The 26,413-nt window shown below is 38.2% G+C and carries 23 protein-coding genes; 19 read left to right on the plus strand and 4 right to left on the minus strand.

The window, feature by feature from the left end:
* Nucleotides 1–116: 116 nt before the first annotated feature.
* The 7 genes from IGK53_RS05225 (at nt 117) to rbfA (ending at nt 9,594) form a co-directional block, all read left to right on the plus strand.
* On the plus strand, nt 117–4,469 hold the full coding sequence (locus IGK53_RS05225) for a PolC-type DNA polymerase III (RefSeq protein ID WP_002329344.1): 4,353 nt from the start codon (nt 117–119) through the stop codon (nt 4,467–4,469).
* Between the two features lie 143 nt (nt 4,470–4,612).
* Nucleotides 4,613–5,086, plus strand: coding sequence for a ribosome maturation factor RimP (gene rimP, locus IGK53_RS05230; protein ID WP_002308902.1), 474 nt, complete (start codon nt 4,613–4,615; stop codon nt 5,084–5,086).
* Between the two features lie 22 nt (nt 5,087–5,108).
* A complete protein-coding gene (gene nusA, locus IGK53_RS05235; RefSeq protein ID WP_430605026.1) occupies nt 5,109–6,284 on the plus strand; it encodes a transcription termination factor NusA in 1,176 nt (391 codons plus the stop codon).
* A gap of 21 nt (nt 6,285–6,305) precedes the next feature.
* Nucleotides 6,306–6,599, plus strand: coding sequence for an RNase P modulator RnpM (gene rnpM, locus IGK53_RS05240; protein ID WP_002288501.1), 294 nt, complete (start codon nt 6,306–6,308; stop codon nt 6,597–6,599).
* Nucleotides 6,596–6,907 carry a YlxQ-related RNA-binding protein gene (locus tag IGK53_RS05245; protein WP_002314812.1) on the plus strand — a complete coding sequence of 104 codons (312 nt, stop codon included), beginning with the start codon at nt 6,596–6,598 and terminating at the stop codon, nt 6,905–6,907. The genes rnpM and IGK53_RS05245 overlap by 4 nt, the downstream gene beginning before the upstream one ends.
* 12 nt (nt 6,908–6,919) lie before the next feature.
* Nucleotides 6,920–9,220, plus strand: coding sequence for a translation initiation factor IF-2 (infB, locus tag IGK53_RS05250; protein ID WP_002329342.1), 2,301 nt, complete (start codon nt 6,920–6,922; stop codon nt 9,218–9,220).
* 26 nt (nt 9,221–9,246) lie between these two features.
* Nucleotides 9,247–9,594, plus strand: a complete 348-nt coding sequence (rbfA, locus tag IGK53_RS05255) for a 30S ribosome-binding factor RbfA (RefSeq protein ID WP_002308906.1) — start codon at nt 9,247–9,249, stop codon at nt 9,592–9,594.
* Between the two features lie 107 nt (nt 9,595–9,701).
* On the opposite strand, the gene IGK53_RS05260 is transcribed toward rbfA, so the two are convergent.
* Complete coding sequence (locus IGK53_RS05260) at nt 9,702–9,926, minus strand: hypothetical protein (protein ID WP_002390590.1); 225 nt, start codon at nt 9,924–9,926, stop codon at nt 9,702–9,704.
* Nucleotides 9,927–10,040: 114 nt separating this feature from the next.
* Here IGK53_RS05260 and IGK53_RS05265 point away from each other — a divergent pair, with 114 nt between their 5' ends.
* The 5 genes from IGK53_RS05265 (at nt 10,041) to IGK53_RS05285 (ending at nt 16,683) form a co-directional block, all read left to right on the plus strand.
* Nucleotides 10,041–12,404, plus strand: coding sequence for a phosphoketolase family protein (locus tag IGK53_RS05265; protein ID WP_002329341.1), 2,364 nt, complete (start codon nt 10,041–10,043; stop codon nt 12,402–12,404).
* A gap of 368 nt (nt 12,405–12,772) precedes the next feature.
* Entirely contained in the window at nt 12,773–13,696 is a 924-nt protein-coding gene (gene truB, locus IGK53_RS05270; protein WP_002329340.1) for a tRNA pseudouridine(55) synthase TruB, read from the plus strand.
* A gap of 3 nt (nt 13,697–13,699) precedes the next feature.
* Nucleotides 13,700–14,641 carry a riboflavin biosynthesis protein RibF gene (ribF, locus tag IGK53_RS05275; protein WP_002314817.1) on the plus strand — a complete coding sequence of 314 codons (942 nt, stop codon included), beginning with the start codon at nt 13,700–13,702 and terminating at the stop codon, nt 14,639–14,641.
* A 392-nt stretch (nt 14,642–15,033) separates the two neighbouring features.
* A complete protein-coding gene (locus IGK53_RS05280; protein ID WP_002308914.1) occupies nt 15,034–15,819 on the plus strand; it encodes a glucose-1-dehydrogenase in 786 nt (261 codons plus the stop codon).
* A gap of 12 nt (nt 15,820–15,831) precedes the next feature.
* Nucleotides 15,832–16,683, plus strand: coding sequence for a GRP family sugar transporter (locus IGK53_RS05285; protein WP_002288523.1), 852 nt, complete (start codon nt 15,832–15,834; stop codon nt 16,681–16,683).
* Between the two features lie 79 nt (nt 16,684–16,762).
* On the opposite strand, the gene IGK53_RS05290 is transcribed toward IGK53_RS05285, so the two are convergent.
* Together IGK53_RS05290 and IGK53_RS05295 are read right to left on the minus strand one after the other, a co-directional pair.
* Nucleotides 16,763–17,215, minus strand: a complete 453-nt coding sequence (locus IGK53_RS05290) for a helix-turn-helix domain-containing protein (protein ID WP_002329339.1) — start codon at nt 17,213–17,215, stop codon at nt 16,763–16,765.
* A 460-nt stretch (nt 17,216–17,675) separates the two neighbouring features.
* The gene (locus IGK53_RS05295; protein ID WP_002329338.1) at nt 17,676–18,044 is read right to left on the minus strand and encodes an iron chaperone; all 369 of its coding nucleotides are present in this window, start codon (nt 18,042–18,044) and stop codon (nt 17,676–17,678) included.
* A 149-nt stretch (nt 18,045–18,193) separates the two neighbouring features.
* On the opposite strand from IGK53_RS05295, the gene IGK53_RS05300 reads away from it, so the two are divergent.
* From IGK53_RS05300 to IGK53_RS05310, 3 genes are all read left to right on the plus strand, one after another.
* Nucleotides 18,194–18,676 (plus strand): YbaK/EbsC family protein, encoded by a 483-nt coding sequence (locus IGK53_RS05300; RefSeq protein WP_002335762.1) that lies wholly within the window; start codon nt 18,194–18,196, stop codon nt 18,674–18,676.
* 36 nt (nt 18,677–18,712) lie between these two features.
* Complete coding sequence (locus IGK53_RS05305) at nt 18,713–19,723, plus strand: S66 family peptidase (RefSeq protein ID WP_002329336.1); 1,011 nt, start codon at nt 18,713–18,715, stop codon at nt 19,721–19,723.
* 258 nt (nt 19,724–19,981) lie between these two features.
* A complete protein-coding gene (locus tag IGK53_RS05310; RefSeq protein WP_002329335.1) occupies nt 19,982–20,995 on the plus strand; it encodes a hypothetical protein in 1,014 nt (337 codons plus the stop codon).
* Nucleotides 20,996–21,037: 42 nt separating this feature from the next.
* On the opposite strand, the gene IGK53_RS05315 is transcribed toward IGK53_RS05310, so the two are convergent.
* Nucleotides 21,038–21,751 carry a hypothetical protein gene (locus IGK53_RS05315; RefSeq protein ID WP_002329334.1) on the minus strand — a complete coding sequence of 238 codons (714 nt, stop codon included), beginning with the start codon at nt 21,749–21,751 and terminating at the stop codon, nt 21,038–21,040.
* A 267-nt stretch (nt 21,752–22,018) separates the two neighbouring features.
* Here IGK53_RS05315 and IGK53_RS05320 point away from each other — a divergent pair, with 267 nt between their 5' ends.
* From IGK53_RS05320 to IGK53_RS05335, 4 genes are all read left to right on the plus strand, one after another.
* Complete coding sequence (locus IGK53_RS05320; protein WP_002329333.1) at nt 22,019–23,605, plus strand: alpha-glucoside-specific PTS transporter subunit IIBC; 1,587 nt, start codon at nt 22,019–22,021, stop codon at nt 23,603–23,605.
* A gap of 43 nt (nt 23,606–23,648) precedes the next feature.
* The gene (locus IGK53_RS05325) at nt 23,649–24,980 is read left to right on the plus strand and encodes a 6-phospho-alpha-glucosidase (RefSeq protein WP_002329332.1); all 1,332 of its coding nucleotides are present in this window, start codon (nt 23,649–23,651) and stop codon (nt 24,978–24,980) included.
* An 84-nt stretch (nt 24,981–25,064) separates the two neighbouring features.
* On the plus strand, nt 25,065–25,832 hold the full coding sequence (locus IGK53_RS05330) for a MurR/RpiR family transcriptional regulator (RefSeq protein ID WP_002329331.1): 768 nt from the start codon (nt 25,065–25,067) through the stop codon (nt 25,830–25,832).
* Nucleotides 25,833–26,276 carry a hypothetical protein gene (locus tag IGK53_RS05335; RefSeq protein ID WP_002329330.1) on the plus strand — a complete coding sequence of 148 codons (444 nt, stop codon included), beginning with the start codon at nt 25,833–25,835 and terminating at the stop codon, nt 26,274–26,276.
* Nucleotides 26,277–26,413 lie beyond the last annotated feature (137 nt).

The raw sequence follows: 26,413 nt of genomic DNA on the forward strand, positions 1-26,413 counted from the left end.
AGTTCCAATTTTTTAATGTAAAACTCAGAAAAAACGAGTATACTAAAAGGTACTGAAAAAGAAGAGGATACGATGTAATCAATTGCATAGTTTCTCATCAGAAAGGGCGTATATCTTTGTCAGAAAAACGAGATTTATTTGAAAAACTGTTGGAACAAATCCAACTAGAGGAAGCAGAAAAAAATCATCCACTGCTTACTGCTGGTGAAATGGATAGTGTAGTGGTCCATCGTAAATCGCGTTTATGGGAATTTACGCTGCATTTTTCTAAAATTTTGCCTATTATGCTGTATCGGTCATTGGCTCAGCATCTGACTGTCGCTTTTAAAGAGATTGCACAAGTCAAATTGAACATCTTAGCAGATGACCAGACATTCGATGAACAGCTCTTGCAAGATTACTGGGCCCAAGCTTTGGAAAATCAGCAATGCGATACACCACTAGCACAGCAAGTATTGAAAACGCAAGTACCTGTGATAAAAGATCGTAAAGTCATCTTGCCAATCGACAGTACAGGGGCTATTTCATATTTGAAACAGCAATACTTACCGTTAGTAGAAGAGTTGTTCGTCAGTTACGGATTCCCGAAATTTCGTATCGAACCAGAAGTGGATGAGCAGCAAGCGGAACGTGTATTGAAACTTTTTGAAGAACGTAAACAAGAACAGGCAGAAGCCTTTATGAAGCAAGCAGCTGAAAGTCTAGTTGTTCATGAGCAAAAGAAAAAAGAAAGAAAAGAACAGTCACCAGCTCTTGAAGGACCCATCCAGCTAGGACGAAATATTCCAGCAGATGAGCCCACAACACCAATGATCAATATCGTCGAAGAAGAACGGCGAGTCACTCTTGAAGGGTATGTGTTCGATAAAGAAGTCAGAGAACTACGCTCAAAACGCAAGATCTTGACTTTGAAAATCACAGATTATACTTCATCATTTATCGTCAAAAAATTCTCAAATGGCGAAAAAGATGAACAGATATTTGATGCGATCAGTGTCGGCAGTTGGCTAAAGGTACGTGGAAGTATCCAAGAAGATACGTTTGTCCGTGATTTGGTCATGAATGCCCAAGATATCGTTGAAGTCAAACATACCCCTCGTAAAGATTATGCTCCTGAAGGGGAAAAACGGGTAGAACTTCATGTTCACAGCAATATGAGTACGATGGATGCAACGAATAGCATTTCTGATCTGGTGGCACAAGCAGGAAAATGGGGACACCGTGCCATCGCCATTACAGACCATGGTGGCGCACAAGCCTTTCCAGAAGCTCATAGTGCCGGGAAAAAAGCAGGCGTGAAAATCTTATACGGTGTGGAAGCGAATGTCGTAGATGATGGTGTACCTATTGCTTATAATGATGCGCATGAAGCATTGAACGAAGCCACATATGTCGTATTTGACGTGGAAACGACAGGATTGTCTGCGGTATACGATACCATCATCGAGCTCGCTGCAGTCAAAATGTACAAAGGAAATGTGATCGAAAGCTTTGATGAATTTATCGATCCAGGACATCCTTTATCCCGAACAACGGTGGATTTGACAGGTATTACGGATGAAATGGTTCGAGGATCGAAGTCAGAAGAAGAAGTCTTGCGGATGTTCCTTGAATTTTCAAAAGGTACAATTCTAGTAGCCCACAACGCGGCTTTTGATATGGGATTCTTGAATACTAGCTACGCAAGATATGGCATTCCTGAAGCAGCCAATCCAGTTATTGATACCTTAGAATTAGCCAGATATCTATATCCGCAATTCAAACGTTTCGGATTAGGTGTGTTATCCAAAAAATTTGGTGTCAGCTTGGAACAGCATCACCGAGCAATCTATGATGCTGAAGCAACAGGTCATTTAGCTTGGATCTTTGTGAAAGAGGCAATGGACAATCATCACATGCTTTATCATGATCAGCTAAATGAGCATATCGGAGAAGGAGATTCTTACAAACGAGCCCGACCTTTCCATGTAACGATTTTAGCAAAGAATCAGGCAGGACTGAAAGATTTGTTCAAACTGATTTCAATGTCGAATGTCGAATACTTCGAACGTGTCCCGCGAATACCACGCTCCCAATTGAAAAAGATGCGGGAAAATCTATTGATCGGCTCAGCTTGTGATAAGGGAGAAATCTTCGAAGCCATGATGCAAAAAGGGGTAGAAGAGGCAAGAAACCGAGCAAAATTCTACGATTATATTGAAGTTATGCCAAAAGCGGTCTATGCACCTTTGATCGAGCAAGAATTGGTAAAAAATGAACATGATTTGGAAGAAATTATCCAAAACTTAGTAGAAATCGGAAAAAGTTTGGATAAAATCGTTGTTGCAACAGGTAACGTTCATTATCTCAACGAAGAAGATGCCATTTACCGAAAAATTTTGATCAATTCTATGGGCGGAGCGAATCCGTTGAATCGTCATAGTTTGCCAGATGTCCATTTCCGAACAACCGATGAGATGCTCACCGCTTTTCACTTTTTGGGGGAAGAAACAGCAAAAGAGATCGTAGTGGATAATACGAATAAAATCGCAGATATCTGCGAAGAAGTGATTCCAGTCAAAGATGAGCTTTATACACCGAAGATTCCAGGTTCAGAAGATGAGATATCAGAATTGAGTTACACAAAAGCAAAACAAATGTACGGAGATCCGTTACCTGAAATTATCCAAAAACGATTAGAAAAAGAGTTGAATTCTATTAATGGTAATGGCTTCTCGGTTATTTATCTGATCGCCCAAAAACTTGTGCATAAAAGTAATGAAGATGGCTATCTAGTAGGTTCACGTGGCTCTGTTGGCTCTAGCTTTGTTGCAACGATGACTGGGATCACTGAAGTGAATCCTTTAGCTCCCCATTATTACTGTCCAGAGTGCCAATATTCCGAGTTCTTTGAAGATGGCACGTACGGTTCTGGATTTGATATGCCAGAAAAACAATGTCCAAAATGTGGTGCACGCTTAAATAAAGATGGTCATGATATCCCATTTGAGACATTTTTAGGATTCCATGGAGACAAAGTGCCCGATATTGATTTGAATTTCTCAGGTGATTATCAAGCAGAAGCACATAACTATACGAAAGTATTGTTTGGTGAAGACTATGTTTACCGTGCCGGAACGATTGGTACAGTCGCCGATAAAACAGCATATGGGTATGTAAAAGGTTATGAAAGGGACAATAATCTGCAGTTTCGAAGTGCAGAAGTCGACAGATTGGCAAAGGGTGCAACAGGAGTCAAACGGACAACTGGTCAGCATCCTGGGGGGATTATCGTTATTCCAGATTATATGGATGTCTACGATTTTACGCCGATCCAATATCCAGCAGACGATCAAAATTCGGAATGGAAAACGACCCATTTTGATTTCCACTCAATTCACGATAATGTATTGAAATTGGATATTCTAGGACACGATGACCCAACTGTTATACGGATGCTTCAAGATTTATCAGGGATTGATCCACAAACGATTCCCACAGATGACCCGGAAGTGATGCGAATATTTGCTGGCCCTGAAGTACTAGGGGTAACCCAGGAACAGATTTATTCTAAAACAGGAACATTAGGTATTCCAGAATTCGGCACTCGTTTTGTTCGAGGAATGCTAGAAGAAACACATCCTACAACTTTTGCAGAACTACTTCAAATATCCGGACTATCTCATGGTACAGATGTATGGTTAGGAAATGCCGAAGAATTGATTCGACGTGGGGATGCGACATTGGCGGAAGTAATCGGCTGTCGTGATGATATCATGGTTTATTTGATTCATGCTGGGTTAGACAGCGGGATGGCATTTAAGATCATGGAAACTGTTCGTAAAGGGCAATGGAACAAGATTCCTGATGAATTGAGAGAAACCTATCTATCCGCGATGAAAGAAAATAATGTGCCTGATTGGTATATCGATTCTTGTTCAAAGATCAAGTATATGTTTCCGAAAGCCCATGCTGCAGCTTATGTATTGATGGCTCTTCGTGTTGCTTATTTCAAAGTATATTTCCCTATTTTGTATTACTGTGCATACTTTTCTGTACGTGCGGATGATTTTGATCTAGTCTCCATGTGCAAAGGAAAAGATGCTGTGAAACAAGCAATGAAAGAAATCACGGACAAAGGGCTAGATGCTTCCGTAAAAGAAAAAAATCAGCTGACCGTGCTAGAATTAGCCAATGAAATGTTAGAGCGAGGATTCAAATTTGGGATGATCGATCTGTACAAATCGGATGCAGTTAATTTTGTTATCGAAGGAGATACGTTGATTGCGCCATTTAGAGCTGTCCCTAGTTTGGGAACCAATGTAGCAAAACAAATCGTTGAGGCAAGAAAAGATGGTCCATTTTTATCTAAAGAAGATCTTGCTACTCGCGGGAAAGTTTCAAAAACATTGATCGAATATATGAACGATAATGGTGTATTGAAGGATTTACCAGACGAAAACCAATTATCGTTATTCGATATGTTATAAGCATCTGTTATCTTGTCTGCTTGTAATTTTAAGCAGAGTATGGTATATTTTTTATAGGTAATGATACTAACTGTGAGTGAGCGGATTTTTCGCTCACTCTTTTTAATGGAATTACGCACTTAATTTTTAAGGAGGCGAAACTTTTGAGTAGCGTCGTTGAAACAGTCACGGAAATGGTGACACCGATTTTAGATGAACAACATTTTGAACTTGTCGAAGTCGAATTTGTAAAAGAAGGAAAAAGCTGGTTCTTACGAGTATTTATTGACAAAGAAGGCGGAATCGATATCGAAGAATGTGCCTTTGTCAGTGAGAAACTGAGCGAAAAACTTGATGCAGCAGATCCAGATCCGATTCCTCAAGCTTATTTCCTGGAGGTATCCTCCCCTGGAGCAGAGCGGCCATTGAAAAAAGAAAGCGACTATGAAAAGGCACTTGGCGATTATGTCCATGTCTCCTTATACCAACCAGTAGATGGCGAAAAACAATACGAAGGATTTCTTCAATCATTTGATGCTGAACAGCTTACATTGAAAATACGCATAAAAACACGAGAAAAAGAATTGACTTTTGACCGAAAAAATATTGCAAAAGCTCGCTTAGCTATCCAATTTTAATCACGGAGAGGAATCAGAAAAAATGAGTAAAGAAATGTTAAATGCGTTAGACGCTTTAGAAGCTGAAAAAGGGATCTCAAAAGAAATCGTGATCGATGCTTTAGAAGCAGCATTGGTTTCTGCATACAAACGCCACTATGGCCAAGCACAAAATGTCGAAGTGGAATTTGATCAGAAAAAAGGAAAGATCCATGTCTATGCAGTAAAAGAAGTAACGGAAGAAGTGATGGATTCACAGTTGGAAGTCTCATTGAAAGATGCACTTTTGATTAATCCAGCATATGAGATCGGTGATACGATCCGTTTTGAAGTCACACCAAAAGATTTTGGGCGGATCGCTGCACAAACAGCTAAACAAGTTATCTTGCAGCGTGTACGTGAAGCAGAAAGAACGATCATTTATAACGAATTCAGTGCTTATGAAAAAGACATCATGCAAGGAATCGTTGAACGTCAGGATAAACGTTATATTTATGTCAACCTTGGCAAAATAGAAGCAGTTCTTTCTAAACAAGATCAAATGCCAAACGAATTTTACCAACCTCACGATCGTATCAAAGTCTATGTTTCTCGAGTAGAAAATACGTCTAAAGGTCCGCAAGTATTTGTTAGCCGCAGCCATCCGGATCTATTGCGTCGCTTATTTGAGCAAGAAGTCCCAGAAGTTTATGATGGAATCGTTGAAATCGTCAGCATTGCTCGTGAAGCCGGCGATCGATCAAAAGTAGCTGTCCGTTCAAACGATCAGAACATTGACGCAGTCGGTACATGTGTTGGACCAAAAGGACAACGTGTCCAAGCAATCGTCAATGAATTAAAAGGCGAAAACATGGATATCGTTGAATGGAATGAAGATCCAGCTGTATTCATTGCAAATGCATTGAATCCTGCACAAGTCATGGATGTGATTTTTGATGAAACCAATCCTAAAGCCTGCACAGTGGTCGTTCCAGACCATCAATTATCGTTAGCAATCGGTAAACGTGGACAAAACGCACGTTTAGCTGCTAAATTGACTAACCATAAAATCGATATCAAATCAGAATCTGATATGGCGGAATTTTATGAAAAACAAGAACAACAAAACGAAACAGAAGAATTGCATGACGAAGCAATCGTTCAGTCAGATTTGACAGACGATGAGTATGAAACAATTGCGTTCAATAATGAAACGGTCGAAGAAAAGCCAGAAGCTTAACTTTAGTAAGGAGGCAAAGAGATGAAACAAAGGAAAATTCCTTTACGCAAATCCGTGGTTTCAGGTGAAATGAAACCTAAAAAAGAGATGGTCCGAATCACCCGTTCAAAAGAAGGGGAAGTATCGATCGATCCAACTGGAAAAATGCCTGGACGAGGAGCGTATGTCTCACTTGAGCCGGAAGAAGTACAACAAGCTTGGGATAAAAAAATTCTCGATCGAGTACTCGAAACAACTTTAACAGATGAGTTTTATCAAGAACTACTTGACTATGTCACTCACCAAAAAGCACGTAAAGAGTTATTTGGAAAATGAACACAGTCAATCGGCAAAAAGCCATGAATCTCATGGGTCTGGCGATGCGCGCGGGAAAACTGATCACGGGCGAAGAACTGACCATTGCTGAAATCCGCAAACAAAAAGCAAAATTGGTGTTTGTGGCAACAGATGCAAGTGAGAATACAAGAAAAAAGATAAAAGATAAGAGTTCATACTATGAAGTTCCTTGCTTTGAGCTATTTTCTGAAGCAGAAATCACGCAGATGATCGGAAAACCTCGCAAGGTATTCGGAATAATGGATGCCGGATTTGCGAAGAAGACCAAGGAGCTAATTGAAGGTTAGGAAGGTGATTGCATGGGCAATAAAAGAATCTATGAATTAGCAAAAGAACTCAAAAAATCTAGTAAAGATGTCGTGGAAAAAGCACAACAACTTGGCATCGATGTGAAAAACCATATGGGTGCGATTACTAGCAGTGATGAGAAGAAATTGCAACAAGCGTTCAAAAACCCAAGCACGAAACAACAAGCTGCACAACAAGCAAGCAGAAAACCAGCCAATCAACAGCCGAACGATCAACGTAAAAAAGAAGCAACAAATAATCAACAAAAAAATAAAAATAACCGCAGTTATCAAGATCGCGGTCAAGGGAGCGGTCAAGTGAATCAAGGAAAAAAACCAACAACAAACCAAAATAATACGGGGAATACTAGCAGTCAAAATCGTCCAGGAACGAGCCAAGGCGGCAATCAAAACCGTACCAACAACAAACCAAACAATAACAATCGCGGCAAATTTAATAATAACAACCGTAATCGTTATAATAAAAAGGGTAAAAAAGGCAAACAGCAACAATCAACTAAACCAGCTGTACCACCACGCAAATTCCGTGAATTGCCAGATGTATTAGAGTATACTGAAGGCATGAACGTAGCAGACATCGCGAAAAAAATTCATCGTGAGCCAGCAGAAATCATTAAAAAATTATTTATGCTTGGCGTCATGGTCAATCAAAACCAAGCACTGGATAAAGATACGATTGAACTGTTAGCCACGGACTATGGTATGGAACCACAAGAAAAAGTCCAAGTTGATATTGCAGATATCGATAAATTCTTCGAGTCAGAAGAAGTTGATCCAGACAAATTAGTCTCACGTCCGCCAGTAGTAACGATTATGGGACACGTAGACCACGGGAAAACAACCTTATTGGATACATTGCGCCATTCACGTGTAACAAGCGGCGAAGCCGGCGGAATCACACAGCATATCGGTGCCTATCAGATTGATATTGATGGCAAACCAATCACTTTCTTGGATACACCAGGACATGCGGCCTTTACAAGTATGCGTGCACGTGGAGCAAGTATCACAGATATCACGATTTTAGTTGTCGCTGCGGATGACGGTGTCATGCCGCAAACCGTTGAAGCAATCAACCATGCCAAAGCAGCAGGCGTTCCAATTATCGTCGCTGTAAACAAAATTGATAAACCAGGTGCAAACCCTCAACATGTTATGCAAGAATTAAGTGAGTATGAGTTAATTCCTGAAGCATGGGGTGGCGAAACGATCTTTGTTGAGATCTCAGCGAAATTCGGCCAAAACATCGAAGAATTGCTGGAAATGATCCTGTTAGTCGCAGAAGTAGAAGATTTAAAAGCAGATCCAACACAACGCGCAATCGGAACAGTGATTGAAGCACGTCTTGATAAAGGTAAAGGTCCTGTGTCAACCTTACTTGTCCAAGGAGGAACACTTCATGTGGGTGACCCAATCGTTGTCGGTAATACTTACGGACGTGTCCGTGTAATGACAAACGATCTTGGCCGTCGCGATAAAGAAGCAGGACCTGCAACGCCAGTAGAAATCACTGGCTTGAATGATGTACCTCAAGCAGGTGACCGTTTCGTAGTCTTCGAAGACGAAAAGACAGCACGTGCAGCGGGTGAAGAACGCGCAAAACGTGCATTATTGGAAAACCGTGCTGCAAGCAGCCGTGTAACCTTGGACAACTTGTTTGAAAGCTTGAAAGAAGGCGAGTTGAAAGAAGTTAACGTCATTATCAAAGCCGACGTTCAAGGTTCAGCAGAAGCATTAGCTGCCTCGCTGAAAAAAATCGAAGTTGAAGGCGTACGTGTGAAAATCGTCCATTCAGCGGTAGGTGCAATCAATGAAAGTGACGTAACACTTGCAGCAGCAAGTAATGCGATCATCATTGGATTTAACGTCCGTCCTACACCTCAAGCAAAAGCGCAAGCAGAAGCTGAAGAAGTAGATATTCGTTTACACCGTATCATTTACAAAGCTATTGATGAAATCGAAACAGCGATGAAAGGAATGCTAGATCCTGAATTTGAAGAAAAAATCACTGGTCAAATGATTGTACGTGAAACATTCAAAGTATCCAAAGTCGGCACGATCGCTGGTGCGTATGTAACAGAAGGCTATATCCGCAGAGACAGCGGTGTCCGTGTGATCCGTGACGGTATCGTTATCTACGAAGGCCAATTGGCAAGTTTGAAACGTTTCAAAGATGACGTAAAAGAAGTCAAAATGGGCTATGAATGCGGTGCTATGATTGAAAAATTCAATGACATCAAAGTAGATGACGTAATTGAAGGATTTATCATGGAAGAAGTCAAAAATGACTAAAAACTGATAAAAGGAGGCCAATCATTATGGCTAACTATCGTGACCGCCGAGTCGGTCAAGAAATCTTAAAAGAAGTCAATGCGATTCTACGTAAAAAAGTAAGAGATCCTCGTGTGCAAGATGTAACGATCACTGATGTACACGTAACAGGCGATCTTCAACAAGCAACAATCTATTACAGCATCCTTTCTGATTTAGCATCTGAAAAGAAAAAAGCACAAGAAGGATTGGATAAAGCATCAGGATTGATTCGTCGAGAGCTAGGGCACAATCTAAGTATTTACAAAACACCTGAGTTGTCCTTTGAATTAGATGAATCAGTTGTCTATGGCAACCATATCGATGAATTGCTTCGTGACTTGAACAAAGACTAATCAAAAAATCCTGCAAATCCTGTGAAATCAGGGGTTGCGGGATTTTTTTGTTTTCATTAAGACGTATTACTTAAGAGTTCCATGACTTTAGTCTTGCGGCGTGTCAGTTAACTAAAAAAGAGAAAAAGAAAAGTAAAAAATTCGACTTTCTTTTTTCTATAGTATATAAATTTTTGCATATAGATAAAGATCAAGATACCGATGACGGAAGCTAGATTGTAATCCATTGTAGTGACAGTCAGGTTATATAGCCAAGTAACTAGAAGATCAGTGGAACCTGCACCATAAAAGTTTGAATTTGTCGGTCTGCCGCCAGTTAAAAGAAAAATCACGTTGAAGTTATTGACAAGATATAAAATCTAAACAAATGAACAGAAGTGCTTATTAGGTTTCAATTAGGAGTATCTGCGCTAGAATAAGAGTAATAATGAAAAGGAGTGTTACGTATGGATTATTCTAGTAAAGAATACTTTGATAAAATGACGGCTTGGTGGCGTGCTGCCAATTATCTTTCTGTCGGGCAAATTTATCTTAAAGATAATCCCTTACTGAGACGTACATTGAAACCAGAAGATGTCAAAAAACATCCAATCGGTCATTGGGGAACGATTCCTGGCCAAAATTTTATTTATGTCCATTTGAACCGAATCATCAATAAATATGATTTGAACATGTTTTATATCGAAGGGCCAGGACACGGCGGACAAGTCATGGTATCGAATGCTTATTTAGATGGAAGTTACACAGAAATCTATCCAGAAGTAACGGAAGATGAGACAGGAATGCAAAAATTATTCAAGCGATTTTCATTTCCTGGAGGCATTGCTTCTCATGCAGCACCAGAAACACCAGGTTCTATCCATGAAGGGGGAGAGCTTGGATACTCTCTTTCACATGGAGTCGGAGCTGTATTAGACAATCCTGAAGTAATCTCTGCTGTCGTGATTGGTGACGGTGAAGCAGAAACCGGTCCTTTAGCTGGAAGCTGGTTCTCAAATGTCTTTATCAATCCGGCGATAGATGGAGCTGTTTTACCAATCCTTCATTTAAATGGTGCTAAAATAGCTAACCCAACGATCTTGGCACGTAAATCAGATGGAGAATTAGCAAATTACTTTAACGGACTTGGCTGGGAACCTTTCTTTATTGAAGGAAATGATCCAGAAAAATTAAATCCTGTTATGGCTGAAAAAATGGATCAAGCAATCGAGAAAATCAAATCCATCCAAAAAGAAGCTCGCCTGAAGACAGCGACAGATGTCGTGATGCCAAAATGGCCAGTATTGATCGTACGCACACCAAAAGGATGGACCGGTCCAGAAGAATGGGACGGGGAGCCAATTGAAGGAACCTTCCGAGCACACCAAGTACCGATTCCTGTAGATCAAGAACATATGGATCATGCAGATGCTTTACTCCGTTGGTTGAAATCCTATGAACCAGAAAAATTATTTGATGCACAAGGACGTATTTTAGAAGAAATCAGAGAAATCGCGCCCACTGGTGACCAAAGAATGGCAAAAAATCCTATCACCAATGGCGGGATCGATCCAAAACCGCTTATTATGCCAGATTGGAAAAAATATACTTTGCAATTTGAACAACCGGGCTCCGTTAAAGCAGAAGATATGACTGAACTTGGTAAATTCGTTCGCGAGATCATTGAGAAAAATCCAGAAAATTTCCGTATATTTGGTCCAGATGAAACAAAATCGAACCGATTGAATCAAGTTTTCAAAACGACAAATCGCCAATGGATGGAAAAAATCGAACCAGAAAATGATGAATGGCTTTCGTCATCTGGTCGCGTCATCGACAGTCAATTATCGGAACACCAAGATGAAGGGTTCTTAGAAGGGTACGTTCTGACTGGACGGTATGGTTTTTTTGCAAGTTACGAATCATTCTTGCGAGTGGTTGACTCTATGTTGACTCAGCACTTCAAATGGATGCGGAAATCACATGACCTTTCTTGGCGAAATGATTATCCTTCGCTGAATCTCATTGCAAGCTCAACAGTCTTCCAGCAAGATCACAATGGATATAGCCACCAAGATCCAGGAATATTGACACATTTGGCAGAAAAGAAGGCGGAGTTCATCCGTGAATATCTGCCTGCGGATGCAAATACATTGCTCGCAGTCATGGATAAAGCATTCCGCTCGTCAGAAAAAATCAATTTGATCATCTCTTCCAAACATCCGCGTGCTCAATTTTACTCAGCAGAAGAAGCAGCCGTCTTAGTGAATGAAGGCTTGAAAATCATTGATTGGGCTTCGACAGCAAAAGAGGAGGAACCTGAATTGGTCATTGCTGCTGCAGGAACGGAATCTAACTTAGAAGCATTAGTAGCTGTGACTTTGCTGCTGGAAGAATTCCCAAAACTAAAAATCCGGTTCATCAATGTCGTCGATTTATTGAAATTACGTCATCCAAGTCAAGATCCGCGTGGGTTGAGCGATGAAGAATTTGACCAATATTTTACAAAAGACAAACCGATCTTATTTGCTTTCCACGGTTATGAAACATTGGTCCGCACGATTTTCTTTGATCGTCATAACCATCATTTAATGATTCATGGCTACAAAGAAAACGGAGATATCACGACACCATTTGACATGCGTGTGGTAAATGAACTTGACCGTTATCATTTGGCAAAAGATGCAGCTTTAAAAATCAAAGGAAGTCAAGCAGAAGATTTTGCAAAAAAAATGGATCAGAAATTACAAGAACATCAAAACTATATTCGTGAAAATGGTATTGATCTGCCAGAAGTATTGGATTGGAAATGGAAAAATCTTGACCAATAAAATGATAAAATCGACCCCGAAAAACAGAATTTTTTACATTGATCAAGAAACTGAAAAAATAAATAAAAAAAACGGAAAAAAGACTGGAAGAATGGCCAGTCTTTTTTTTCGTTTTTGGGAAGTGAAAACCAATCTATTTACCTGTAAGCCACCCATAAATCCAATCAAATGGTGCAAAGAAAAAATCTTCCATTCTATTCCCTCCTTTAAAAAAAGCATAACATGGTTTCTATTTACATGAGCATGAATTTTGTTACGTTTTTATTGCCGAAAAATAAAAACCGTTCATTATGATGTCAAATTCGTCAGTAATAGATGCAATGTGTTATAATAATTCAGTTAAATCAAAAATGAAATGGAGAAAAGACATGGACGGGTTATTACCTTTATGGAAAGAACGCGGAATGACAAGTCATGATTGCGTATTCAAATTAAGAAAAATCTTACATACGAAAAAAATCGGACATGGGGGTACGCTTGACCCGGATGTAGACGGTGTATTGCCTATTTGTATCGGAAAAGCCACAAAAGTTATCGAATATTTGACAGATTCTGGGAAAATTTATGTGGGCGAGATGACTCTAGGTTTCAGTACAACGACGGAAGATCGATCCGGAGAACGAGTAGAAACAAAACCAGTGGATATGTCTTTATCTGAAAAAAAAATAGATGAAGTGATGGCTTCATTTATTGGTGAGATCACCCAGATACCGCCAATGTACTCAGCGGTAAAAGTAAACGGTAAACGGTTATATGAATATGCACGGAATAATGAACCAGTGGAGCGGCCTGTTAGAAAGGCTCAAATTTACCGTTTTATCCGAACAAGTGAACTGACAAGAGACGAAGTGGCAGGAACCATTTCTTGGCGTTTCGAAGTAGAATGCGGGAAAGGAACCTATGTCCGTACATTAGCTGTGGATACAGGAAAGAAACTTGGTTACCCTGCACACATGTCTGATCTCACTCGAACAGCAAGTGCCGGTATGACCCAAAAAGAAGTGTTAACATTAGAAGAAGTAGCTCAAGCTGTAGAAAACGGTACAATCGATGAGTATTTGCTGCCAATTGAAAAAGGAGTGGAACGGTTCAAACGAGTAGATATTACTGATGAGGTATGGAAGAAAGTAAAAAACGGTATGAGACTTGATTATACTGTATTTGCGCTCCCAGAAATGCCTTCAGAGGAAATTGCCTTGTTTTATAAAGAAAAAGTCGTAAGTATCTACCAGCCAAACCCAAAAGAAAAAAATAAACTAAAACCTAGTAAAGTATTGAGAAATGAGGAATAACGAATGAATATCATCAAGATCAGACATCCTTACCAACCAGAACAAATCCCAGAAGACGATGTCGTTTTAGTACTGGGATTTTTCGACGGCGTGCATATCGGACACCAGAAAGTCATAAAGACAGGTATGGAAATTGCACAAAAAGAAGGATTGAAATTAGCATTGATGACTTTCAATCAACATCCATCGATTGTTTTTAAGAAGATCGATCCTAGCAGTGTGAAGTATTTGACTAGCCTGAAGCAAAAAGAAGAAAAAATGGCAGCTTTGGGTATCGATTATTTATATGAAGTCGATTTTACTTCTTCTTTTGCTCATTTAGCGCCACAAGAGTTTGTTGATCAATATATCGTAGGATTACATGCGAAATATGCTGTTTCCGGTTTTGATTACACCTATGGACCAAAAGACATTGCAGATGTCGCTCATTTTCCTGAATATGCTAAGGGAAGATTCAAAATCGTCACAGTCTCTAAAGAAGAAGAACAAGGCGAAAAAATCAGCTCTACACGTATTCGAGGATTGCTAGACAGCGGTCAAGTAAAAGAAGCGGCAAAACTATTAGGTTGCATATACGAGGTGGAAGGGGTAGTTGTTCATGGCGATGCACGAGGCAGATTATTAGGATTCCCTACAGCAAATGTCAAAGTAAAGAGCACAGTCCATTTACCTAAAGAAGGTGTTTATGTATCGGAAATAAAAATTGGGGAAACTTGGTATCCAGCCATGGGTTCAATTGGACATAACGATACATTCGGTGAAGGACGGGAGCTGACTGTAGAGCTGTATATTTTGGACTTTAATCAAGATATCTATGGCGAGCACGTCAAAGTACGTTGGAATCAATTTTTAAGAGATCAAGTGAAATTTTCAAGTGCAGAGGAATTGATTGAACAACTCAAGGAGGATGAACAAGCAACAGCTGAATATTTTTCTCAGCAATAAAATAATGTCCGTGAGAGCTAATCTTTATGCATAACTAGCAATTACAACGAAATGGTTGATAAATAAGTGCATGAAAGGGCTGTGGCAAAAGTCTTGTCACAGCCCTTTTTCCGAATAAACGGTGTTCCAGAAGTAGCTTCTTCGGAAATAAGCCGAAATTTCACAAAAATTTGAAAAGCAATTTTCGTCAATTCCTTCTTATTTCTTGAAGCTGACCACTTCTGTCACAACCTCTTTCTTTATAAAAATAGAAGGATGCTGCCAATTGATGAAAACGATTACTAGAGCGTATCATTTGCTTTAGACTATATATATTGGTGTACACTCACTTTAAGGCGGAAATAAAAGTTATCCGTAATAACAGGTTTAGGTATAAAAAAGGAGTGGGTACTATGTATAAGGAATTAGAAAACAAAGTCGCAGTAGTAACTGGCGGCTCAAAAGGGATTGGAACAGCGATTGCTCAACGATTCGGGAAAGAAAAAATGAATGTAGTCGTCAACTATAATTCGGATAAAGAAGGGGCAGAAAAAGCAGTCAAAGCAATCGAAGAAGCAGGCGGAAAAGCAGTCTCTGTACAAGCAGATGTCAGTTCTGAAGAAGGAATACAGCGTTTACTTGATACGGCTTTAGAAAATTTTGGGACACTGGACATTTGGGTTAATAATGCTGGGATGGAAAATCAGCATCCGACCCATGAACTTAGCCTTGAAGATTGGGAAAGAGTATTAAAAGTTAATTTGACTGGCGTTTTTATCGGAACGAAAGCAGCTTTGAATTATTTTACAGAGAATGATAAAAAAGGAAATATCATCAATATGTCTTCTGTTCATGAACAAATCCCATGGCCAACATTTGCTCATTACGCTGCTTCAAAAGGCGGGGTAAAATTATTTACCGAAACGGTAGCAATGGAGTACGCACCTAAGGGAATCAGAATCAATAGTATAGGACCTGGCGCTATCCGTACACCTATTAATGCGGCAAAATTTGATGATCCTGAACAAAAAGAACTCTTGGAAAGTATGATCCCACTAGGACGCGTAGGTGAACCAAAAGAAATAGCAGCGGCAGCTGCATGGTTGGCTTCAGACGAATCTAGTTATGTTACAGGTATTACACTATTTGCAGATGGTGGGATGACTTTATATCCTTCTTTCCAAGGTGGAAAAGGATAAGGGTGAATAAAAATGGGTTTATTGATTGCATTGATCCCGGCAGTTGGGTGGGGGATCCAGCCGCTGATTTTGAAAAAGATTGGCGGCAGACCAACAAATGAGATATTAGGAACTGGTATTGGAGCGGTGCTCGTTGGCTTACTCGTTCAATTATTCGCTTCTCCAGCTGGTATTTCAGTGACTACATTTTTGATTAGTTTACTTTCTGGTGCATTTTGGGTTATTGGACAAACAGGACAGTATACATCTTTCAACTTGATTGGTGTTTCTAAAACGATGCCTATCTCGACTGCATTACAGTTAGTCGGAACCTCGTTGATTGGTGTCTTCGCTTTTGGAGAATGGTCTGGAAGTATGGGGAAAATCATTGGTGCAGCAGCGATCATTCTTCTTGTATTTGGTTCTGCTTTAACGGCAATCAGTGATGATCCTGGAAAAAAAGGCGGTATCACAAAAGGAATCAGTCTATTAGCATCAACAAGTATTGGTTATTGGGTTTACAGTGCATTGCCCAAACTAGTTGATGCAAGCGGACTTTCCATTTTCTTTCCGCAAATGATCGGTGTCTTTTTAGGGGCAGTTATTTATGTGATTTTCCGAAAACCAACTGCATTTTCTGAAGACAAGAGTTGGAAAGCAACAATAGTTGGAGCCATCTTCAGTGTGTCAGCGTTGGCTTATATTTTTTCAGCGAATGAAAATGGGGTTGCTACTGCATATATCATTACACAGCTAAACGTAGTTATCTCTACATTAGGCGGTATGTACATCCTGCATGAAAATAAGACACCAAAAGAAAAAAAATTAACGATTATCGGCTTGTTGCTGATCGTAGTAGGAAGTATGGTCACGGTCTTTATTTGAGGATAAAGAGAGCAAAAGAATACTTATAAAAAGTGCTAGAATTTCCAACACCATTGGAAATTCTAGCACTTTTAATCGTTTAAGAAACAAGTGAAATATCTGTCTGCATCAATAATTTTCCATTGATCCATTGACTAAAGTTCGTTACATAATTAAAATTACCACCTATAAGTATCTCCGCATGATTATCTTTATAAAGATCGTATTGTAAAAGACGGTCTTTTTTATTTGCGTAAACATCGTTATGGTACTGGACTAATTGTTCTCGGAATTGATTAATCGCTGTAAAATCACGATACTGAAGGTTGAAACGCATCGTGATTGGTGCATCTAGCATGAATCGCTGCATGTCTTTTGCTGCTTCATCTGCTTGATCTCCGTAAAGAAATTCAAAAAGATTACGTTCAGAAAATTTCCATTGTCCGCCGACCTTTGTTCCTTTTAGTTTTCCTTCATGAAGATAATTTCTGATAGAACGTGTAGTAACACCTAATTGTTCGGCTAATTCATTTACTGAGTAAAAATCTTTCAATGTTCACCCTCCTATGTGAATGGTTCTATTGGTTTGGTTGTTAGTTGCTTTATCACGAGATGTAGAAAGAACGATCTCACTTAAAGTCATTGCAAAAAACGAATCAGAAAATTCTAACTTTTCTTTCTCTAAAGAAATTCATTCTCTTCTAAAGTGATATTATATTTAAATATACCTGAAAATAATGGATAGTATTATGAAAGATTGCTGATATTTTCTCGTATTTTTTCCTTATTCAAAAGATTTGCAGGAAAATTGCTGAAAAATAATTTTACTAAGTTGAAAATTCAAGGTCATTCGTATCAGTGATTTTTTTTCAGCACAAGAAAGACTCCTTATAAAAGCAGCAGATACGTTGCCAATTAAATGTTTAACCAGTGAGGATAAAAAGGATAGAACAAAGCCTGTACAAGGTAATGGATAGATTCTTCGCCAGTACAGGTTTTGTTTGTATAAAGCTTTATCGCCAAAATTTATCATGGTCTTTCTTGTCTTCAATATTAAATGAAATCAAATGGTCAATCAGTTCCCAATTGATTGCACTTTTCCAAGGAACTTTGATGACATTATCCGTATATATGTAACCAATTTCTTGGATAGTCTTTTCAAGGGCACGAATCGCTGCTTTTTCTGGTGCGATGGAAAAATGATTTTTAGCAAAACTGAATGCAATAATAAAGGTACCATGATCAGTAAAGATAGGCTGGTTCCATTTTACAGTTGTGTCTAGCTGGGGATATGTCTTCGCTATCTTAGAGAAAAGGTCATTGATCTTTTGTTGGTTTTCTTTTTCTTTTATTTGATCAATAATCAGCCGGAATTTTTCCATTCTAAAACGCCTCCATTAAGTGGTTTGATTTATTTTACCAGAAAAACAATGGTTATGTATAAAAATAAATTAGAAAACAAGCAATATTGTATCCGGTATATTTTGATGATAAGATGGCTCAAAGACCAAAATAGAAAAGAGGCATAAAAATGATTGACTTGGCAAAGAAATTCTCACACGCAAATATTTATTTTGAGTTGTATCATCATCGAGCTATTTATACAAATGAAGATGCTTTGGTGGTGAAGAAAGAGCAAGGATTTACAGGCACAGAGACCAAAAGCTTATTCTTAAAAGATAAAAAAGATAATAACTATGTATATCTGACTTTTACTACGAAACAAACGGATTTCAAAGCATTAGGAAAGATCATCGGTAAAAGGCTTTCTATTGTTTCATCAGAACGGATGGAAGAACAAACGGGACAAAAACAGGGCGCTGTTTCTCCATTTGGTTACGAAGAACAGATACCGATTATTATTGACGAAGAACTATTGTCAAAAGAAAAACTTGTTTTTGCACCAGGGAGACCAGATCAAACGATGGTCATCAAAACGATTGACTTAAACAAAATCATCCAGCTACTTAAAATACCGATGTTTTTAATGCCAGCAAATGAAAATAACAACTAATCAAACAAAATAGTGCGTACTAGGAGCTGAAGCATTATGATAAGATATCCGTCATTAGGAAAAAACACAACGATAGGGATTACTGCACCATCATCGGGCGTACCAGAAGAACACCACCTGTTACTAGGAATGGCTTTAAAGAGTATGGAAGAAAAATCTTTTCATGTCGTTACTGGAAAGACGCTGTGGACGCAAGATAAAGAAAAATCAGCTCCAGCAAGAGAACGAGCAGATGAATTCAATCAAATGATGCAAGATGAGAATATCCAAATGATTCTTCCGCCTTGGGGAGGAGAATTATTGATTGAGATCCTCGATTCTGTCGATTTCGATGCGCTACAGCCAAAATGGATAGTAGGTTATTCAGATATTAGTACGTTGCTACTCGCCGTCACATTAAAAACAGGGATAGCCACTGCACATGGGACCAACCTTATTGATTTAAGAGGGAATTATTCAGATAAAACGACAGCGATGTGGAAAAGTGTGCTAGAAACAGGCAAAGGAGAATCAATCTTACAGCATTCTTCTGAAAAATATCAAAAAGAATGGCATCATGAGCAACCGTCAGCTTCAGTTTTCCATCTTACTGAACCAACAAATTGGCAATCAGTCAGCGGAGATGTAGTAAGGATAAAAGGCCGATTATTAGGTGGTTGTATAGATACGATCAGACATTTAATTGGTACACCTTATGGAGATGTCCAAACGTTTAAAAGAACGTATAATGATGGAAAGCCAATCTTGTGGTTTCTAGAAAACTGTGAGCTATCGTCCGTTGATTTAAGAAGATCACTTATTCAGATGAAACTAGCAGGATGGTTTGAGGACAGCTCGGGTATCATGTTCGGCAGAAGTGCAGCAGAGGATTTGCTAGATTATCGAATGAAGGATGTATATGAAGATCTTTCAAAAGAATTGAACATACCAATCTTGTATGATATTGATTGCGGTCATGTACCGCCACAACTAACATTAATCAACGGTGCCTACGCAGAAGTAGCGGTAGAAGACGGAAAAGCGACTGTTTTGCAAACGTTTATTTAGCAAAAAATATAGGGGATTTTCCACGTGAGGTTGTGAAAAAGCTCCCTTGCATCAAGTAATACGAACAGCCAAATAAAAACAGCTTCTCATGGTTTATGACTATTGTGACTTGTGGCTGAGGATTTGATAGGAGAACAGTTTTTATTTAATGATTTTTTACAAATTTAAGAAAAAATAGTTCTAATTGTGAAGCAATAAAAATAGATGTTTTGCTATCCTTATATAAGTAAGATATATTTTTGATAATGGAGTGAGATTATGGATGTAGTTAACTTGATAAATGACTTCGAAGGTTTTAGTATTTACAAAGAATTTGATCCAAAATTGTTTGCAAAAAGGTTCAATAAGTTGAAGAGACCAAGTGAATTTGAATATTATTTTAATATATTTGAGAAGCAACTCAGAGCAACTGATAACAAAAATTATCTTTTATATCATGAAAATGGATTATCTTGGACCGATGCTTTATTGAAGCTTTGCGAGAAAAAATTGAATAGCCGTGAAGAATTTGATTCTTTTCTAGAAAAATTCCGGTCACCTTATATTAATGAAGTATATATTCAGAAGAAACGTATAGATTATGGACAAGATAAACTAGAAGGGTTTAGTAGATTTGATATCAATCAAGAATATGATCCACGTCTTTTTACAAAAACATTTGGGAATGTAAAAGAACCAAGAGAATTTGTTAACCATTTTTCCGTATTCGAACAACAACTGAAGGCTTCCGCTAATAGCAAAAGTTTAGAAATCTATCATAAAAATGGGCTAGTTTGGACGCAAGCTGTTTTAAATCTATTAAAAAATAGATTAACAGTATCATCTAGATACGATACATTTTTGAAAAATTTGAATTCACCATTTATCAATGACCGCTATATTAAGCAAAAACTTGATGAATTAGTTGCTCCTGCTCTCGCTAAAAAAGAAATAGAAGATACAGGCGTAAAAAAGAAAATTCCACTTCCAGTAAGAAGAGAAAAGAAAAAACAAGTTGTTCAAGCTGCTGGATCAACAAGTCATTTTGAGAAATTTGAGAAACAAGATACAAAGAAAAATCTTTCACAGATAAAATCAATGACACTAAGTCATTCTAATGAACAGCAAGAATTAACCTATGCACAATTACAATTTGATAATAACGTTAAATTTCCTAATAATGCTAGAAGTGTTTCTGCAGAAAAGACTATCTATGCAACCATTCGACACACTAAGGACCAGCCTATCAAAGACCAGCAAAAAAACTATAGAAAAGAAAGTGAAAGAAGCTGACAAAATGCTGTCAGCTTCTTTTTGTATAACATATTAGAAAGTTTAATTATCTATAACTGTCACATTGATTAACTGTTTCACGTCATTTGGGTTGCCTGTAGGAATAACAACCACAGATGCATGATCAATGATTTCTTGAGTTGTTTTTTTAATGAATGCTGGGTCAGAGGCTTGATCTGCAGGCATTTGCCAATGTGAAGGAACTGGATAACTAGTGATCGTCCCGTCGTGGTTACTAGAATACACTAGAATTCCTTGGTAGCCGTATTTCCCAGTAAGCATAACTACGTCTTTTGGATAACCTACGCTCCCTGCATCATAGGGATCGATAGGTGTTCCTGCCGGATAATGAATAACATGTAGTTCAAAATCGCCTGATGCATCTTTAAAAGTATTACCCTTGACAGCCAACCAAACGCGTGCGTACTCAATTTGCAGATCAGAATATCCTGCTAACGGATCTACTGACTGAGAAGACTGTGAGAAGGATGTGTCTGCTGTGGAAGAAGAAAGACTCGTGTCAACCGTATCACTAGATATAGAAGAAGGGTTGGACTCTGAAAGTTTGCTGGTGGTTGAAGATGCATCCGATTCAGAAGAAGCTGATTTCTGTGTACTTGATTTTTCAGCTGAACTAGTTTGTCTGATGGAACTTTTGACTGCGGTCGCAGATGACTCACTGGTTTCTTTACTAGCAGATGTACATCCTACAAGGAATAAGGAGATCGACGCTAAAATAAACCCTAACTTTTTCATATAAAACACCTCATCACTTTAATTAATACTAGTATAGCATAATTCTAAATTTCTCTGGTTAAAGGAGAAGCGTAGACAAAAATTTCTATACATTGATTAAATCTGTCTTTTGTTTATGTATTTAGGGAAATTTCCCATTATCTGCTACCTAAGAACTATTATTGAAATTAAGTTTCTTAAAGTGTAATAGCTATTGTAACCGGTTTCTTTTGTACTTATACTAAACCTGCGACACAAGATATGCACGGAAGGAGTTGACTTATTATTATGATGGAAAAGGTTCAACGCTTTGGTGGAGCTATGTTTACACCGGTTTTGCTTTTTTCTTTTTCGGGTATCATGGTGGCTTTATGTATCATCTTCAAAAACCCAATGTTAGTGGGGAGTATTGCTACAGAAGGAACAGCATGGTATTCGATCTGGTCAGTGGTTGAAAGTGGTGCTTGGACCGTATTCAATCAAATGGAGTTGTTGTTTGTTATTGGATTACCTATCGGATTAGCTAAAAAAGCAAGTGCTAGAGCAGTGATGGAAGCATTTGTAGTCTATATTACTTGTAATTATTTCATTTCTACTATGTTAGGCTTTTATAGCGGATTTTTTGGTGTTGATTTTTCTGCCGACCCGGGCGGTGCGAGTGGACTGAAAATGATTGCGGGTATCAAAACATTGGATACAGGAATTATAGGGGCAATCTTGATTTCAGCTGTTGTAGTGTATCTGCATAATCGATTCTTTGATAAAAAGCTGCCGGATTTTTTAGGGATCTACCAAGGGTCATCATTTGTTGTGATTATCAGTTTTTTCGTCATGTTGCCTATTGCATTTTTGATCTGCCTTATCTGGCCCAAGATCCAGTTGGCAATTAGTTCATTGCAAGGTTTCTTAGCAGGTGCTGGTATCTTTGGTGTCTGGCTTTACACTTTTTTAGAACGTATTTTGATTCCAACCGGTTTACATCATTTTATTTACGCACCGTTTGCATTTGGTCCAGCAGTAGTAGAAGAAGGGATTGCGAGATACTGGATGACACATCTTCAGGAGTTTGCTCGCAGCGAACAGCCACTTAAGCAGCTTTTTCCAGAAGGCGGTTTTGCTTTGCACGGGAATTCAAAGATATTCGCTTCTCCAGGTATTGCCGCAGCGTTTTACTTCACTGCAAGATCTGAGAATAGGAAAAAGGTGCTGACGATCCTGATCCCCGCTACTTTGACAGCTGTTTTGGCGGGTATCACTGAGCCATTAGAGTTTACGTTTCTATTTATATCTCCACCATTATTTGCTGTTCATTCATTTTTGGCTGCTACAATGGCAGCAATAATGTATGGTTTTGGCGTGGTAGGGGATATTGGTGGTGGATTTATTGACTTGTTCGTGAAAGTCTGGATTCCATTATTCCAAAACCATAAAGGGATGATCTTTACTCAACTAGTGATTGGGCTAGCTTTTACAGGGATCTATTTTGTTGTGTTCCGATACCTGATTCTCAAATTTGATATTGCTACTATGGGAAGAGAAGAGAATACCGACGCTGTTAAATTATATACTAAAAAAGATTACAAAGAAAAAGAGAGGAAAACTTCAAAAACAGAAATTGAAAATGTATATGAGAATCAAGCTGCTGTTTATTTAGAAGGTTTTGGAGGGGCCGACAATATTGAAAAAGTCACAAATTGTGCTACACGCTTGAGAATAACTGTAAAAAATGAAATGTTGGTTTTAGAAGATACGATTTTTAAAGAAGGTGGAGCACACGGTGTAGTGAGAAACGGTAATGCTTTTCAAGTAATAGTTGGTTTGGACGTGCCACAAGTACGTGAACAATTTGAACGTTTATTAGAAATAGAACAATAGTTTCACAAAAGTCTTAACAGACAGATAGAAAGGGGATGTTAATATGAAAAAATTTTCAATCACGATTGCCGGCGGAGGGAGTACATTTACTCCTGGAATTGTTTTGATGCTTTTGAAACATCTGGATAGATTTCCTATCCGGCAAATCAAATTTTATGACAATCTGGAGGAAAGACAAGCACGTATTGCTTCTGCGTGTGAGATTTTATTGAAGGAAAGAGCACCAGATATTTTATTTACAGCCACTACTGATCCAGAAACAGCATTCACTGATGTTGATTTTGTTATGGCACATATTCGTGTTGGCTTATATGCGATGCGGGAAAAAGATGAAAAAATTCCGTTGAAGTATGGGGTAGTTGGTCAGGAAACTTGTGGACCTGGCGGAATTGCTTATGGGATGCGTTCAATTGGCGGTGTTTTAGAGTTGATAGATTATATGGAAAAATATTCACCAAATGCGTGGATGCTCAATTACTCTAATCCAGCGGCGATCGTGGCAGAAGCGACTCGAAAATTACGTCCTAAAGCAAAAATCATCAATATATGTGATATGCCGGTGGGAATTGAAGAGCGTATGGCTCAAGCTATCGGCTTAGCTTCACGCAAAGAAATGGTCGTACGCTACTATGGCTTGAATCATTTTGGTTGGTGGACGGATATCCGAGATACAGAAGGAAATGATTTGATGCCTAAAATTCAAGAATATGTTAGTCAGTTTGGTTACGCTCTACCATCGGAATCTCAAGAATCACAACAAACCGATGCAAGTTGGAAACATACATTTATGAAAGCAAAAGAAGTATATGACATTGACCCAACTACTCTTCCTAACACTTATTTGAAATATTACTTTTATCCGCAAGATGAAGTAGCGCACACCAACCCAGAGTTTACGCGTGCAAATGAAGTGATGATTGGACGCGAAAAACAAGTATTTAATGAATGTGATCGTATCACTAATAGTGGTTCAGCAGAAAATACGATACTGGAAATCGATGAACATGCTAGCTATATCGTTGATTTAGCACGAGCAATTGCCTATAACACTCATGAAAGGATGTTGCTGATCGTACCTAATAACGGAGCTATCGAGAATTTTGATGAGTCGGCGATGGTAGAAATACCCTGTATAGTTGGCAGCAATGGACCAGAACCATTGATACAAGGAAAGATTCCACGCTTCCAAAAGGGATTGATGGAACAACAAGTAGCTGTCGAAAAATTAGTAGTCGAAGCTTGGGAAGAAAGGTCTTATCAGAAATTATGGCAAGCACTGACATTATCAAAGATTGTTCCAAACGCAAAAGTTGCAAAAGATCTATTAGATGATTTGGTGAGTGTAAACCAAGAGTACTGGCCTGAATTGAAATAGCAGTATCCCAAATACATCGTGGTCCTCCTCTATTAAAAAATAGTTTCATGTTATTGCATATACTAATAATAGAGGAGGAATCGTATGGAACTAGAAAAATTGATTCATCAACATGCAGAAAAATTAAGCGAACTAGACCGAGGAATCTTGAACTTTATTTTATCGGATCCTAGCTTGATACAAAATTTGAAAATAACTGACTTAGCGGAAAGACTTTATGTCTCAAAATCTTCCATTATGAGAACAACTAAGAAATTGGGGTTTTCTGGTTATTCTGAGTTCAAATATTTTTTACGACATGTAAAAAACAAAGAAAATGGACTTAGAACACAAGAAGACATTTTTGAAAAACAACTGGAAGATATCCAGCAGACGCTTCATTATATGAAGGCTGTCAACTTAAAGCCAATCCTTCAATGCTTAGACCGAAGTAAGATGATCTATTGCTATGCAACGGGATTTTCACAAAAGAAAGTAATTAATGAGTTTTATAAAATGATGCTAGGTATTGGAAAGAGAGTAATGGTGTTGCCAAATAAGACGGAGTTTGATATGGCCATGCCACTGATAACATTAGAAGATATGGTCATTATTGTTTCTTTGAGCGGTGAAACACATGAGGTCAAAGAAAATCTGACTGTCTTTGAATTACAGAAGATTCCAGTTTTGACCATTACTGCAGCTGGAGATAATTATTTCGCACGCCATAGTACTTATCATTTAAATTATTATTGTAATCGCTTTATCCTTGGAAAAGAAAATAAACCATTTCAATCATTGATCAGCTTGAGTTGCTTAGCGGATTATTTAGTTCGTGCTTATGGTGTATATACGCTGAGAGAGGAGAGCTAGATGAGAAGAAACAGGATAGAAGGACTCTGGAAACACATTTTACTTGGTTATTGGATAGCCGCAGCTTTCCTTTTTTATTTCTATGCTATATTAATGACTATCAGAATGAATGGAATGATACACGAAGCTTTTTTCCATAATCCATATATCGCTCTTGGTTCTTTATTTCCTTTTTTAATGTTATTTCAAGCAAGTATTCTTTATTTTTTAGAAAAAAGAACAATTGAACCCAGCTTGTTAAGAATATACCTACAATTTACTGTTGTCCAACAAGTTATAACAGGAAATCTAATAGGAGCTCTTTTAGCTTTTCTCTATGTAAGAAATTTAAAAAAATGTGGGAAGAAGTCAACTATATACAGCAAAGTACTAGTTTTATCTAGCACAATTTTTATAGGAACCATTAGTCTACTAGCAATATTTTTTCTTTTACGAATGAGTTAAGAAGTTGGTTCTCCATTTTTAATTTAAAATAGAAAAATAAAAGAAAAAGTTTAACACGATATATAAATTTGTAAATTAATGGGATCTTCTATAGTGAACATAAATAGAGTGTATCTTCTTTAATAAATACCATAAAA

The organism is Enterococcus sp. DIV1224, assembly GCF_050555455.1.
Taxonomy (GTDB): Bacteria; Bacillota; Bacilli; order Lactobacillales; family Enterococcaceae; genus Enterococcus_B; species Enterococcus_B lactis.